The sequence below is a fragment of the Flavobacterium sp. genome (assembly GCF_040379285.1).
Classification (GTDB): Bacteria; Bacteroidota; Bacteroidia; order Flavobacteriales; family Flavobacteriaceae; genus Flavobacterium.
The window spans coordinates 1-12,048 of sequence record NZ_JBEILJ010000066.1; the positions used below are offsets into that span (position 1 = coordinate 1).

The 12,048-nt window shown below is 42.0% G+C and carries 14 protein-coding genes and 1 other RNA gene; 12 read left to right on the forward strand and 3 right to left on the reverse strand.

The window, feature by feature from the left end:
* Positions 1-3: 3 nt before the first annotated feature.
* Positions 4-429: a PH domain-containing protein gene (locus ABWO12_RS11125; protein WP_353089011.1), complete on the reverse strand. Its 426-nt coding sequence runs from the start codon at positions 427-429 to the stop codon at positions 4-6.
* A 216-nt stretch (positions 430-645) separates the two neighbouring features.
* On the opposite strand from ABWO12_RS11125, the gene ABWO12_RS11130 reads away from it, so the two are divergent.
* From ABWO12_RS11130 to ABWO12_RS11165, 8 genes are read left to right on the forward strand one after another with little or no spacing between them, the layout of a single operon-like run.
* Complete coding sequence (locus ABWO12_RS11130) at positions 646-1,485, forward strand: 1,4-dihydroxy-2-naphthoyl-CoA synthase (RefSeq protein WP_353089013.1); 840 nt, start codon at positions 646-648, stop codon at positions 1,483-1,485.
* A gap of 13 nt (positions 1,486-1,498) precedes the next feature.
* On the forward strand, positions 1,499-2,104 hold the full coding sequence (locus ABWO12_RS11135; RefSeq protein WP_353089015.1) for an outer membrane protein: 606 nt from the start codon (positions 1,499-1,501) through the stop codon (positions 2,102-2,104).
* 10 nt (positions 2,105-2,114) lie between these two features.
* Complete coding sequence (locus ABWO12_RS11140) at positions 2,115-2,630, forward strand: PH domain-containing protein (RefSeq protein ID WP_353089016.1); 516 nt, start codon at positions 2,115-2,117, stop codon at positions 2,628-2,630.
* Positions 2,630-4,129 (forward strand): PH domain-containing protein, encoded by a 1,500-nt coding sequence (locus ABWO12_RS11145; protein ID WP_353089018.1) that lies wholly within the window; start codon positions 2,630-2,632, stop codon positions 4,127-4,129. Before ABWO12_RS11140 ends, ABWO12_RS11145 begins: the two co-directional genes overlap by 1 nt.
* A gap of 14 nt (positions 4,130-4,143) precedes the next feature.
* A complete protein-coding gene (menA, locus tag ABWO12_RS11150) occupies positions 4,144-5,109 on the forward strand; it encodes a 1,4-dihydroxy-2-naphthoate octaprenyltransferase (RefSeq protein ID WP_353089019.1) in 966 nt (321 codons plus the stop codon).
* A gap of 19 nt (positions 5,110-5,128) precedes the next feature.
* Entirely contained in the window at positions 5,129-5,803 is a 675-nt protein-coding gene (locus tag ABWO12_RS11155; RefSeq protein ID WP_353089021.1) for a metal-dependent hydrolase, read from the forward strand.
* A gap of 3 nt (positions 5,804-5,806) precedes the next feature.
* Positions 5,807-7,042: a tetratricopeptide repeat protein gene (locus ABWO12_RS11160; RefSeq protein ID WP_353089023.1), complete on the forward strand. Its 1,236-nt coding sequence runs from the start codon at positions 5,807-5,809 to the stop codon at positions 7,040-7,042.
* Positions 7,043-8,095, forward strand: a complete 1,053-nt coding sequence (locus tag ABWO12_RS11165; RefSeq protein ID WP_353089024.1) for an o-succinylbenzoate synthase — start codon at positions 7,043-7,045, stop codon at positions 8,093-8,095.
* A 227-nt stretch (positions 8,096-8,322) separates the two neighbouring features.
* Here the strand turns inward: ABWO12_RS11165 and ABWO12_RS11170 are convergent, their stop codons facing one another.
* On the reverse strand, positions 8,323-9,366 hold the full coding sequence (locus ABWO12_RS11170) for a glutaminyl-peptide cyclotransferase (RefSeq protein ID WP_353089026.1): 1,044 nt from the start codon (positions 9,364-9,366) through the stop codon (positions 8,323-8,325).
* Between the two features lie 88 nt (positions 9,367-9,454).
* Between ABWO12_RS11170 and ffs the strand changes: the two genes are divergently transcribed.
* From ffs to ABWO12_RS11190, 4 genes are all read left to right on the forward strand, one after another.
* Positions 9,455-9,553: signal recognition particle sRNA small type (gene ffs / locus ABWO12_RS11175), an RNA gene on the forward strand.
* A gap of 35 nt (positions 9,554-9,588) precedes the next feature.
* Positions 9,589-10,587, forward strand: coding sequence for an enolase C-terminal domain-like protein (locus ABWO12_RS11180; protein ID WP_353089028.1), 999 nt, complete (start codon positions 9,589-9,591; stop codon positions 10,585-10,587).
* A gap of 25 nt (positions 10,588-10,612) precedes the next feature.
* Positions 10,613-10,975 carry a VOC family protein gene (locus tag ABWO12_RS11185; RefSeq protein WP_353089029.1) on the forward strand — a complete coding sequence of 121 codons (363 nt, stop codon included), beginning with the start codon at positions 10,613-10,615 and terminating at the stop codon, positions 10,973-10,975.
* Positions 10,976-11,022: 47 nt separating this feature from the next.
* A complete protein-coding gene (locus ABWO12_RS11190) occupies positions 11,023-11,826 on the forward strand; it encodes an SDR family oxidoreductase (protein ID WP_353089030.1) in 804 nt (267 codons plus the stop codon).
* 77 nt (positions 11,827-11,903) lie between these two features.
* On the opposite strand, the gene ABWO12_RS11195 is transcribed toward ABWO12_RS11190, so the two are convergent.
* A complete protein-coding gene (locus ABWO12_RS11195) occupies positions 11,904-12,041 on the reverse strand; it encodes a T9SS type B sorting domain-containing protein (protein WP_353089032.1) in 138 nt (45 codons plus the stop codon).
* Positions 12,042-12,048 lie beyond the last annotated feature (7 nt).

The window sequence follows — 12,048 nt, forward strand, 5'->3', positions numbered from 1 at the left end:
AAACTACAATATCTTTATCGTTGGATTGATTTTTTTCAGTTCTTGTAGAAACGTGTCAGCGTGTTGTGGCGACACAAAAATATCTTCAAATTGATTGTACGTAATAATGAATCCTTTGATGTCTAATGCCGGTTTCAACGTCACGGGAACAAACAAACCTTTGTGTTTTTTGATGGATTTGATAGCACCTACAGGAATCCGTCCCCGAATAGGACCCGAACGGTAGAACAAAAAGTTTTGTCGCAGCACATAACGGGTATCCAACAAAACCCATACAATAAAACCAACAGTCAGTCCAATAACTAGAGCTGCAATAAAAGGAGTTTCCCCTTCGCGATAGGCCATGTAGAGCAGTCCCAACATTAAAACCACCAACAACCAAAGAAGGGAAGTGGTGTAAGCGTTTTTGGTAGAAAAAAAACGGGTCATACGATGTAACTTTAGGGTTTAGGGCTTTTTGCACTACAAAAATAAAGAAATCCTGTATTAGAAAGCAAAAAAGGGTAAAAAATTCGGTGTATTTGTTCGGTTTCTATTTGGTGAATTTAACCAAATTTAGGATTTGATTTAGCTCACATTTCTCGAGAATAAATGTATTTTTACGCTTTGGTAAAATAAAATGTAAAATAAAAATACAGAAGACATATGAGTACCATCGCATGGAAAACGGTACGTGAATTTGAAGATATTACGTATAAAAAATACAATGGAGTTGCCCGAATTGCCTTCAATCGACCCAACGTTCGCAATGCTTTTCGTCCAAAAACTACGGCCGAATTATTGGAAGCGTTTCACGATGCCCAAGAAGATACCTCGATTGGTGTTGTGCTATTGTCGGCGGAAGGACCTTCTAACAAAGACGGAATTTGGTCGTTTTGTTCAGGTGGAGATCAAAAGTCGCGCGGCCATCAAGGATATGTGGGTGACGACGGGTATCACCGGTTGAACATATTAGATGTACAGCGTCTGATTCGTTTTATGCCCAAAGTTGTCATCGCCGTGGTTCCCGGTTGGGCCGTGGGAGGCGGACACAGTTTGCATGTAGTTTGTGATATGACTTTGGCCAGTAAAGAACACGCGATTTTTAAACAAACCGATGCCGACGTGACCAGTTTTGACGGCGGATATGGTTCGGCCTATCTCGCTAAAATGGTAGGTCAAAAGAAGGCGCGGGAAATCTTTTTCTTGGGTCGTAATTACTCCGCGCAAGAGGCTTTTGAGATGGGAATGGTCAATGCGGTTGTCCCTCATGAGGCGTTGGAACAAACGGCGTATGAATGGGCACAAGAAATTTTAGCCAAATCACCAACGGCCATCAAAATGCTAAAATTTGCCATGAATCTTACCGACGATGGTATGGTTGGACAACAAGTTTTTGCCGGAGAAGCTACCCGTTTGGCCTACATGACCGACGAAGCCAAAGAGGGTAGAGATGCTTTCCTAGAAAAGCGAAAACCGAATTTTGAGAAAAAATGGTTGCCTTGAAAATTAGATTGTGATGCTTCGTTATATAAAGTATAGTTTGTTTTTTAATGTAGGTGTTTTACACGCCCAAGACGAAATAAAAACCATAGAAAGACCTTGGCGCGTTGGGCTACATTATGTAGGGAATATTCGCAATGAAAATGTGTTTAGTGCGAGCTACAACGGCATTATGGGTTTGGATGTTTCTTATGTTTTTGCACAAACGCAAGGCGTCGATTTTCGTTCTGCCATTGATTTGCATTTTTTATCTGGTCGTGATGCCGATCGAACCTTTACACGATGGGCCGTCAACGATATGGTGATGCTTAATCCCACCCTTGGGGCATCGTTTAAACTGAGTAGTAAGTTTCGTCCGTATGCTCATATTGGCGTCGCCCTTTTTAAAATTAAGTCCGAAATTCCCCGTTCCAGCTTGCAATTGAATGATCCGTTTGACCCCGTATTTACGCCGGGTGCTACCTTGGAACAGTCCAAAAGTTTTCATGCGCTAACGTTACAAGCGGGTTGGGAATGGAATCTTTTTTCGGACGTGCAATTGCGCATGGGGTATACCTATTTACCAATAGAGAATAATTTAAACGGTCATTTGTTAACTTTTGGATTAGGATACCGATTATAAAATACGTTGTATGGAATTCACCAATGAACCTTTGACGATTGAGCAGCTTCCGCAATTTGAGCACGTTCCTTTGCATCCCCTTAACGCTTCGTATGCAAAAATCGTTGCGCTACAAGCTTTAGGTTTTGATTTGGCACTTCTGCTCGTGGCTTGTTTTGTTTATGTCAAAGCCGATGATTTTTCATCGATAGAAGCCCTTTTTTTTTGGGGCGGGAGCTTGGTGTGCGTCGGATTGATTGCGGTCATGATGTACTTCAGTTATCGAAAAAAAGCGTACGCCTTTCGTGAACATGATGTGCTTTTTCAATACGGAATTATTGCGACCAACACCAAAATCATTCCCTACAACCGCGTGCAACACGTGGCCTTACACGAAGGGTTTTTGTCGCGAAATTTTGGGTTGGCACAAGTTGAAATTTACACTGCCGGCGTGCATGGAGGCGATATCAAGATTCCCGGAATTTTGAAAGACGATGCCGAACGGATTAAGCAATTGTTGATGGGTAAAATTCAAAAAGAACTCTGATGGACTTTCAGTTTCAAGAACCCCAACAGCAATCCAAAGTAGGGGTGCTCCTTCTTTTTCTCGATTCATTGCAAAAAATTTTACGTGCCATAGCGCCGATCATTTTAATCATTATATTAAAGGGAGGAACCCTCAGTGCCTTTATTTTGTTTATGCTTTTGATGGGTACCTTTTTATTGGTGGCTTGTATTGCTTACCTGCGGTTTACCCATTTTACCTTTCATATTGATCGCGCCTTAGGTGAATTTATTGTCTATGATGGTATTTTGACGAAAACAAAAACCGTAATTCAACTATCAAAAATTCAGCAAGTAAATCTTACCCAAAATCTGTTGCAACGGTTGATTGGCGTGTACGGAATTCAAGTAGATACAGCTGGTGCTGACCGTCATGAAGCCCAAATCAAAGCCGTTTCTCGTACTGTCGCTTTGGCCTTAAAAAAAGCATTGATCGAAAATCAAATGGCTGTAACTCCTGAAGAAACGCTCGAAGATCAGCCTGAAAGTATAGCCCCTAAACCCTTTCTCAAAATTCATTTTATCAGTCTGATTAAAATTGGAATCACCTCCAACTATATTAAAAGTGTTGGTTTAATTCTAACCTTCTTTTTTTCCATTTGGGGAAAATTACACGAAATTGGTGAAGAAGCTTGGCTTGAGGAGAAAATTGCGGAACAAGATTGGCTTTATCAATCGGTGATTTATTCGATAGTGCTCGGAATAGCAAGCCTTTTTACCATTGTCTTTTTGATTAATCTGGTGCGAACGGTACTTCGCTATTTTAACTATACCATGCAACAGCAGCAGGGTACGCTGTTGCTTTCCTTCGGTTTGATCAATACAAAAAACACGGTGTTGCGTCCTTCGCGGGTACAATCGGTGATTGTTTCTCAAAATTATTTTCAAAAAAAGTTAAATGTACTTGAGATGAAAATTCGTCAAGCCATAAGCGATGAAAAAAATCAACAAAAAGACCGAATTGAAGTCCCAGGCTGTAATAATCGCGAAAAAGAAGCGATTTTGGAGTTGATCTACGGACATCAACCGCCTCTTGGTTTGGTGATGAAAGCCAACTGGCGACGTTTGGTTTTTAATCTGTTCCTCACGGTATTTCTACCCGTAATGGCTGCCATTTGTTTTAAACCCTATTTTGAAGAGGTTTCCAGTCGCTTGTTTTTTGGCGTGTTGGCAGTCTATTCAATTTTGCTCTCGGTGTACCATTATTTTTCATACAAAAATTATACGTTTTATGTGGGCGATCAGTACATTCATCGCCGCTCGGGCGCCTGGGATATTGCGGTTGACATTTTAGAAACCGACAAAATTCAGGCGATTACAACCTCACAGTTATTTTGGCATAAAAATTTGAATATAGGGTCGATAACTTTACATACCGCTGCGGGAAATATCAGTTTTTATTTAGCTAACTTTGACACGTTAAAACAGTATGTTAATCGTTGGCTTTACGGTTTAGAAAGCCAAAATCACAATTGGATGTAATAAAAATACAGTTTATGAAACAATGGATTGAAGCCGCTCGGGTTCGCACTTTACCACTTTCCATTTCGGGCATTTTAGTCGGAAGTTTTTTTGCGATGTCTCAGTCCCGATTTAACTGGAAAATTGTCATTCTGGCCCTCACGACTACGGTGGGACTACAAGTGTTATCCAATTTTGCTAATGACTATGGCGATGGGGTGAAAGGAGCAGACAATGAGGATCGAGTGGGACCACAACGTGCCATCCAAAGTGGGGCAATTACGCCAGGCGCCATGCGTTACGCTATTTTTGTGACGGCTTTTCTCACTTTAGTTTCGGCCATCCTATTGATTTACAAAGCCTTTGGTGTCGAGAATTTTTTGTATTCCCTTATCTTCTTTGTCCTCGGAATATTAGCTATAGCCTCTGCCATTCGTTATACCGTTGGTAAAAATCCTTACGGATACCGCGGTTTGGGCGATATATTTGTTTTTGTATTCTTCGGATGGGTCAGTACGGTGGGTATTTCCTTTATGATCTCAAAAGAATTGGATCCGGTTTTATTTTTACCGGCAACCGCGATTGGATTTTTAAGTGTGGCGGTTTTAAATTTGAACAACATGCGCGATGAATCCTCCGATCGTAAAGTGGGAAAAAACACGTTGATTGTCAAAAACGGCGTGGCATGGGGTAAAAAATACCACCAGTTTTTAATTGTCTCTGCCATGGTCTTGTTTTTAGCATTTGCCTATTGGTTTGATATGCAATATGATGTTAATCCCCACCACTTTAATATTGACAATTATTTTTTTGTGGTGTTTTATTTGCCTCTTATTTTTCATTTAAAACGCGTTCGTCAAAATACCGAGCCACGTTTGTTGGATCCGGAGTTGAAAAAAGTGGCCCTAAGTACCTTTTTTATTAGTTTCGTAATGGCGTTGCAACTTATTTTCTTTTTCTCCGACGAAACCATATACTTGCTTTCAACTTTATTTGAATAAAACACAAAACACACACATTATGGAAATTACCTTTTACGGACACGCTTGTATTTCTATTGTAACGCAAGGCAAAACGCTTTTGGTCGATCCCTTTATCACAGGGAATCCCAACGCGGCGCATATTGATATTGTGCAACTTAGCCCCGATTATATATTGTTGACTCATGCGCATCAAGACCATATTTTGGATGCCGAAACCATTGCAAAAAATACGGGAGCCACAATTATCTCCAATTACGAGATTGCCTCCCATTATGGAGCTAAAGGATTTCCGTACCACCCGATGAATCATGGAGGTAGTTGGCGATTTGATTTTGGGACTTTACGCTATGTCAATGCAATTCATACAAGCTCGTTTCCAGATGGAAGTTATGGCGGTCAGCCCGGAGGTTTTGTGTTGGAAGGAGATAAAAACATCTATATCGCAGGCGATACGGCTTTGACTTTTGATATGAAACTGATTCCCCTGCGAACCACATTGGATTTAGCCGTTCTTCCCATAGGCGATAATTTTACCATGGATGTACATGATGCGGTGATCGCTGCCGATTTCGTGCAGTGTTCAAAGGTATTAGGCTATCATTACGACACTTTTGGCTACATTGAAATCGATCATGAAGCGGCCAAAAAGGCATTTGCAGAAGCTGGAAAAACACTCACTTTATTGACAATTGGTGCAACTCTTTCGGTCTAAGGCATGATTTTGGATCACAAGTTTGTAAAAGGGATTACCATGTATATTCGAAGTTTTCTTGTTGTATTGTCGCTTTTTGTTTCTTCCTTATGGGCTCAAAAGACCAAAGGATATTGGGATACCATGCGGACCACGTCGGAGACGATTGAAGTCCGTGCAGGCGAACGAAAAATGATTAAAACCAATGCTTTTCCCGAAGGCACTACCGAGATTGTCTATCGTATTACACTGATGGACGATAATCAAAAGTTAGCTTCGAGTTTGGTTTCTGTTTTAAAAGCCATTCCCGACCCCACAGGAATTTCTCAAGGTACCGCTGGAGCTGTTTTTCTGGCTTCTACGGTCAGTGGCAATGACAAAGCTACGTTTGCTGTTTTTTCGGATGAAAAAGGTGCCAAATCATACCTCACGACTGGAAAACCAACCCAAGCTTGTTACACCCAATCCAATCCGATGAATAAAGAAGCCCGATTGTTATCGGCGACGCACGGATGTATGAAAAATATCCCCGAAACGCTCTGGTTTGTGTTTCAAAGTGACAATTGGTTGATGAAGCAAAAGATTGTTCTTGAAGTAGTGCCATGGATTGATGCCCAAGCCGCCACAGGTTGGAATGCTGACCGAAAAGCGACTTTTCTAAAAGCTGCCATAAAACGTCCCATTGCGTTCTATCTCTCCCAAAAAGAAACGTTTTCTGTAGCCTTATTGCAACAGGTAATGGAGCAAATGAATTTTGAAACCTACAGTCAATTGCGCCCCGAAGAACGCGAGTTATTACTCGAGAAATCGGAAAAAGCGGTTTTAAAGCAACTGGGATTGGAAGCCAAGTATGCTCAAAAAATTCACGACCAAGCCCTTCGTTTGTTTTTAAAAGGAAAAACCAAGGAAGGAATAGAGCAATTTGAATCTGCGATACAATCAGGAACACAAGACCCACTATTGTATGCAGGCTTGTCCTATTGCTATCTTCGTACCAAACAAATGACCAAAGCGGCTACCTTAATGGAGCAAGCAGCTTCTTTGTCTTTAACTGATTTGCGCTTGCAATTGGCTCTAGCTCATGTATATTTGTTTACCGATAGAGTCTCAGAAGCCAAAGCATTGTATAAAAAATATGTCATGCAAAATCTTCCCGATGGAACCCCCTGGAAAGTCAAAGTTCTCAATGATATTCGAGAATTTGAACGTTCGGGATTACCCAACCAAGATTTGCCCAAGATTAAACGCCTTATGGAATAAATGGAAGCTTTTTACCTTCGTTATCAAATGAATTTTATCCGTCCAGTGGGAACCTCCCGCGGGCAAATGGCGTATAAAGAAACGTGGTTTTTAATGCTCAGTGACGGTACCCAAACAGGTATAGGTGAATGCGGTATGTTTCGTGAGTTGAGTATTGACGACCGACCGGATTATGAAGAAAAACTGCAATGGGTTTGCGATCATATTCATTGGGGGGAAGAAGCTTTGTATGAAGTACTTCACGACTTTCCATCGATTCAATTCGGTTTGGAAATGGCCTTTCGTTCTTTGCGCAGCTCCCATCCCGCCTTACTTTTTCCATCCGAATTTACCGAAGGCAAAGCCGCTATTCCCATTAACGGCTTGGTTTGGATGGGTGATACTTCGTTTATGCATCGTCAGCTTTTAGATAAAATTCAAGACGAATACCGCTGTGTTAAAATGAAAATCGGAGCCCTTGATTTCCAACAAGAGTTAGGCTTGCTCAGTTTTTTACGGTCGCAATTTAATGCTGAAAAACTCGAAATACGTGTCGATGCCAATGGAGCATTTGCTCCCGAGGAGGCGCTTTCAAAGTTGAAACAGTTGGCCGTCTATGAATTGCATAGTATTGAGCAACCCATAGCGCCTAAACAATGGGAGGTCATGCGAACTTTATGTCAAGAATCGCCTATTCCCATTGCTCTTGATGAAGAATTGATCGGGGTATCTGGCAGGGCAGCCAAAAAGGAGTTGCTGGAAACCCTCCGCCCGCAGTATATCATTTTAAAACCTACTCTTGTCGGAGGTTTTCGGGGTAGTTTGGAGTGGATTGAACTGGCTGAATCAATGGGAATTGGATGGTGGATTACATCGGCCCTTGAAAGTAATATTGGATTGAATGCGATTGCGCAATGGACCTATACCTTACAATCCAGCCGACCTCAGGGATTGGGAACCGGAGCGTTGTATACCAATAATTTTGATTGTCCTTTGGAAGTTGTTGGGGATCAATTGTATTATCACCCTGAAAAGTATTGGGGGTTGTATGATATTCTCCCAGAAACGAACTAACACTTATTAAGTTTTCGCTTTATTTTTGACCAAAAATTTTGCTTGATCTCCATCGGTTGGTTTCGTTTGCATTGGACAATAAATGCTTGTGCTTCTTCCTCGGTTAAATGTTGAACATTGAGTATATTTTGTTGACATAAAGTACAAAAACGCGTTTTTTCGGTGGGATTTAAGTCTAACCAATCAATTCTTAGCACACGATTTTGGAATTGCATTCAGAGACGACATTATTCAACGATTTTAATTTCAAACATCTTATCCCATTTTTTTCCTGTGATAAAAAAGGTTTGCGTAGCGGGATTGTAAGCAATGCCATTAAGTACATCGGTTTCGGGAAGTTGTGTGATTTGTTTAAGTAACTCCGATAGATCCAAAATCGCTTCAATCGCCCCAGTAGCAGGATCGATACGAACGATGGCGTTTTGTTGGTATACATTGCTGTAAATTTTTCCGTTAACCCATTCGAGCTCATTCAGATTTTTAACTTTTGAATCCGAAGAATAAACCGAAATCACATCGATAACTTTTAGCGATTCGGGGTCCAAACGATATATTTTTTCAGTCCCGTCAGATTGGTACAAATGGGTAGCATCGTGTGTTAAACCCCACCCTTCAATGGCTCGGTCGTAGGAGAATGATTTGGTTTCCTCCAATTTTTGAGGGTCGTAGATAAATCCGGTTTGCTCTTGCCACGTAAGTTGATATACTTTATTGTTGAAGATGGTAATGCCTTCCCCAAAATATTTAGCATCCAAAGGGGTACTGAGCAAAACTTTCCCCGTTTTATAATCGGTTTTCATGAGTTTTGATTGCCCGTATTGTCCAGTACCTTCGTACAAGATTCCCTGATGAAATTCCAATCCTTGGGTATACGAACTGATGTCATGCGGAAACGTATTCACTACACGATACTTCAATATTTTGGGAGTAAACGCCGATACGATTTCTAGGGATGTGGTGTCTTGGGTGGTATTACCTTCGGAATAAATGGCGGCAACTAGGGGGTAGGTGCCCAGTTTTTTCTCGGATATCGTATATCGCAACGGGGTGTTTCCTTTGGTGCTTCCAATTCGTTTTTGATTGAAGATATACGCCACACTATCGACTTTGAGTTGATTCGGATTAGTAATTGCGAGTGAAACCGTTGCTCCAGCGGTGTAAGTTGCCTTAATTTGCGAGGTATCGATTCGCAATCCCGATTCGGTGGGCGCACAGGAAATAACCCCGAGACTGGCTAACAAAATGATGGTGAAGGATTTAATGGTTTTCATAGTAAGGTCCTTGCATTTAATACCTCACAAATGTATTATTTATGAGCTAAAGATGTTGTAAAAAATGAAAAAGAATGTATCTTTGCAACGGCAAGTCCTACACGACCAGCTCCTGCAAAATCCTCCAGGATGGGAACATAGCAAAGGTATGCGGTTGTAGCGGTGCGATGTAGGTCGCTTGCCATTTTTTTGCACTTTCTGCAACTTTTTTTCCGCAACTTTATGGAGCTTCAATGGCATATCGTTCGACTTCATCTGAAGGAAACTTTTTCCATTAGCTATGGCCAATACGAGTATCGTGATGCCTTGATTGTTCAGTTGACTTATGCAGGTCAAACAGGCTATGGCGAATGTACGGCACTCGGGTATTATGGTATTGATTTGAAACATTTTGAACAACTGCTGCTCCAACATCAAAAAGCGATTTCCAATTTTGGAACACGTTCTCCTCTTGAGTTTTACACTTTATTGACCCAATGGCAATTGCCTAATTTCTTAAAATCGGCCTTGGATTGTGCGTATTGGGATGTTATGGGGAAGTTGGAAAAACGTTCTTTTTTGGAATGGAATGCCCTTTCAATCGACCGTATTCCGCGTTCCAGTTGGACAATTTCTGTCGCGGATGCTCCTAGACAAATAGCAAAAATGCAGACGTCACAGTGGCCTACATTTAAAGTAAAATGCCATGGGTTTAATCGGGAACAATTGACACAACTGCTCGCGACTGATTTCCCTTTTGCGTTGGATACCAATGCGAGTTGGACCCCCGACGAATGTAAGCAGTGGACCCAAATGTCGGGCCGGAATCGCGTTCGTTATGTTGAACAGCCGATGCCCACAGGGTTTGTTAACTACCAACACCTATCAAAAGAGGATGGGGTTCTGTGGATGGCCGATGAAGATGCCCAAAGTGAAGCCGATTTGTCATTATTGGCCAACCATTATCCAGCTGTGAATGTGAAAGTCATGAAGTGTGGGGGACTCACACCGACGCTAGCCATGATTAAAGCAGCCAAAGCGATGCACTTTAAGGTGATGATTGGGTGTATGACCGAATCCACGATTGGAATTTCTGCGGGGGCTGTTTTGGCACCCTTGTGTGATTACGCCGACTTGGACGGTTCCAATCTCATTGCAAACGACATTGCCACGGGAACTTCTATCAACGCAGGAGTGATCGAATTATCGACCGAACCAGGTTTAGGCATTCGCTGGAAATAAGTATATTTATCCCAAAATAGATTTCATGAAATTTGAACCGATTGTCCCTTTAATTTGGACTCATCACTTGAACGATACGGTGGCTTTTTACATCGAAAAGTTAGGTTTCCAATTGGGTAATTACAGTGAAGAATGGGGATGGGCCACTCTCTACCGGGATGCTTGTGAATTGATGGTTTCCCGACCTACTACACAAACCCGTTTTGAACACCCTTTTTTTACTGGAACCTTTTATATCAAAACCGATGACGTCACCGCATTGTGGAATCAAGTCAAGGATTCGGTCAAAGTGGCTTATCCAATGGAGGATTTTGATTGGGGAATGCGTGAGTTTGCCATTTACGACAACAATCATTATATTTTACAATTTGGGCAAGAATTAGAATAAAAAACACCCGTAAAGGGCACCTACATATTTTCAATAGCAAAAGAATTATGCAACAAGTGGTTTTAATTACAGGCGCTTCCTCGGGTATTGGGAAAGCGATTGGAACATTTTTACACGAAAAAGGATATCACGTTTTTGGAACGAGTCGCCATCCCGAACGGTATCCCCATTCCTTTTTTCCGCTGGTAGCGCTGGAGGTTCGCGATGTTTCCAGTATACAAACCGCGGTTGCTAACGTTTTAGCTCAGGCGGGACGTATCGATGTGGTTATCAACAATGCTGGGGTAGGCATCACGGGGCCGTTGGAAGAGATACCGACCGAGGAGATTCGTCAAAATTTTGAAACCAACTTCTTTGGTCCGATTGAGGTTATGAAAGCGGTGTTGCCCCAAATGCGGGCACAACGTTCGGGATTGATTATAAATATTACTTCGATTGCGGGGTATATGGGGCTGCCGTATCGCGGGATCTACTCAGCCTCAAAAGGGGCTTTAGAACTCATTACGGAAGCTGTGAGTATGGAGGTAAAAAGTTTTGGAATAAAGGTGACCAATGTGGCGCCAGGTGATTTTGCCACCAATATAGCTGCAGGACGTTATCATGCGCCTGTGGTGCCGGGTTCGGCTTATGCAACGACGTATGGCAAGACCTTGGCCGCGATGAATGCCCATGTGGATTCGGGTAGTGATCCGTTGGAAATGGCCCAAGCGATTTATTCCATTATGCAGGCCAAACAGCCTAAATTGCATTATAAGATTGGTGCGTTTATGCAACGGTTCTCGATTGTCTTGAAACGGATTTTACCCGATCGGATGTATGAGAGGATGTTGATGAAGCATTATGAGTTTTAGTATTGAACAGTCATCAGTAGTAAGTCAAATCACTAATCACTAGTCTTCCCCGAAGTTTCGGGGCTAATCACTAATCACTATCTTTTCAACGAAAAATGCGCTCTAAATTCTTTCGCGATATCCCCTTCAAAGTACTCTACTAAGAACCAGTAGTCGGTGGCAGGCATCAAGGCACCGTTGTAGGTACCATCCCATCCTGCTGCCGTGGGACTGATTTGCTTT

What these genes read in the sequence shown, in the direction of transcription:
- ABWO12_RS11155 (WP_353089021.1), top strand. Translation starts at nt 5,129, where the DNA reads ATGGAAATTACCTTTTACGGACACGCTTGTATTTCTATTGTAACGCAA.
- ABWO12_RS11135 (WP_353089015.1), top strand. Translation starts at nt 1,499, where the DNA reads ATGCTTCGTTATATAAAGTATAGTTTGTTTTTTAATGTAGGTGTTTTA.
- ABWO12_RS11160 (WP_353089023.1), top strand. Translation starts at nt 5,807, where the DNA reads ATGATTTTGGATCACAAGTTTGTAAAAGGGATTACCATGTATATTCGA.
- ABWO12_RS11170 (WP_353089026.1), bottom strand. Translation starts at nt 9,366, where the DNA reads ATGAAAACCATTAAATCCTTCACCATCATTTTGTTAGCCAGTCTCGGG.
- ABWO12_RS11130 (WP_353089013.1), top strand. Translation starts at nt 646, where the DNA reads ATGAGTACCATCGCATGGAAAACGGTACGTGAATTTGAAGATATTACG.
- ABWO12_RS11180 (WP_353089028.1), top strand. Translation starts at nt 9,589, where the DNA reads ATGGAGCTTCAATGGCATATCGTTCGACTTCATCTGAAGGAAACTTTT.
- menA (WP_353089019.1), top strand. Translation starts at nt 4,144, where the DNA reads ATGAAACAATGGATTGAAGCCGCTCGGGTTCGCACTTTACCACTTTCC.
- ABWO12_RS11145 (WP_353089018.1), top strand. Translation starts at nt 2,630, where the DNA reads ATGGACTTTCAGTTTCAAGAACCCCAACAGCAATCCAAAGTAGGGGTG.
- ABWO12_RS11140 (WP_353089016.1), top strand. Translation starts at nt 2,115, where the DNA reads ATGGAATTCACCAATGAACCTTTGACGATTGAGCAGCTTCCGCAATTT.
- ABWO12_RS11190 (WP_353089030.1), top strand. Translation starts at nt 11,023, where the DNA reads ATGCAACAAGTGGTTTTAATTACAGGCGCTTCCTCGGGTATTGGGAAA.
- ABWO12_RS11185 (WP_353089029.1), top strand. Translation starts at nt 10,613, where the DNA reads ATGAAATTTGAACCGATTGTCCCTTTAATTTGGACTCATCACTTGAAC.
- ABWO12_RS11125 (WP_353089011.1), bottom strand. Translation starts at nt 429, where the DNA reads ATGACCCGTTTTTTTTCTACCAAAAACGCTTACACCACTTCCCTTCTT.
- ABWO12_RS11165 (WP_353089024.1), top strand. Translation starts at nt 7,043, where the DNA reads ATGGAAGCTTTTTACCTTCGTTATCAAATGAATTTTATCCGTCCAGTG.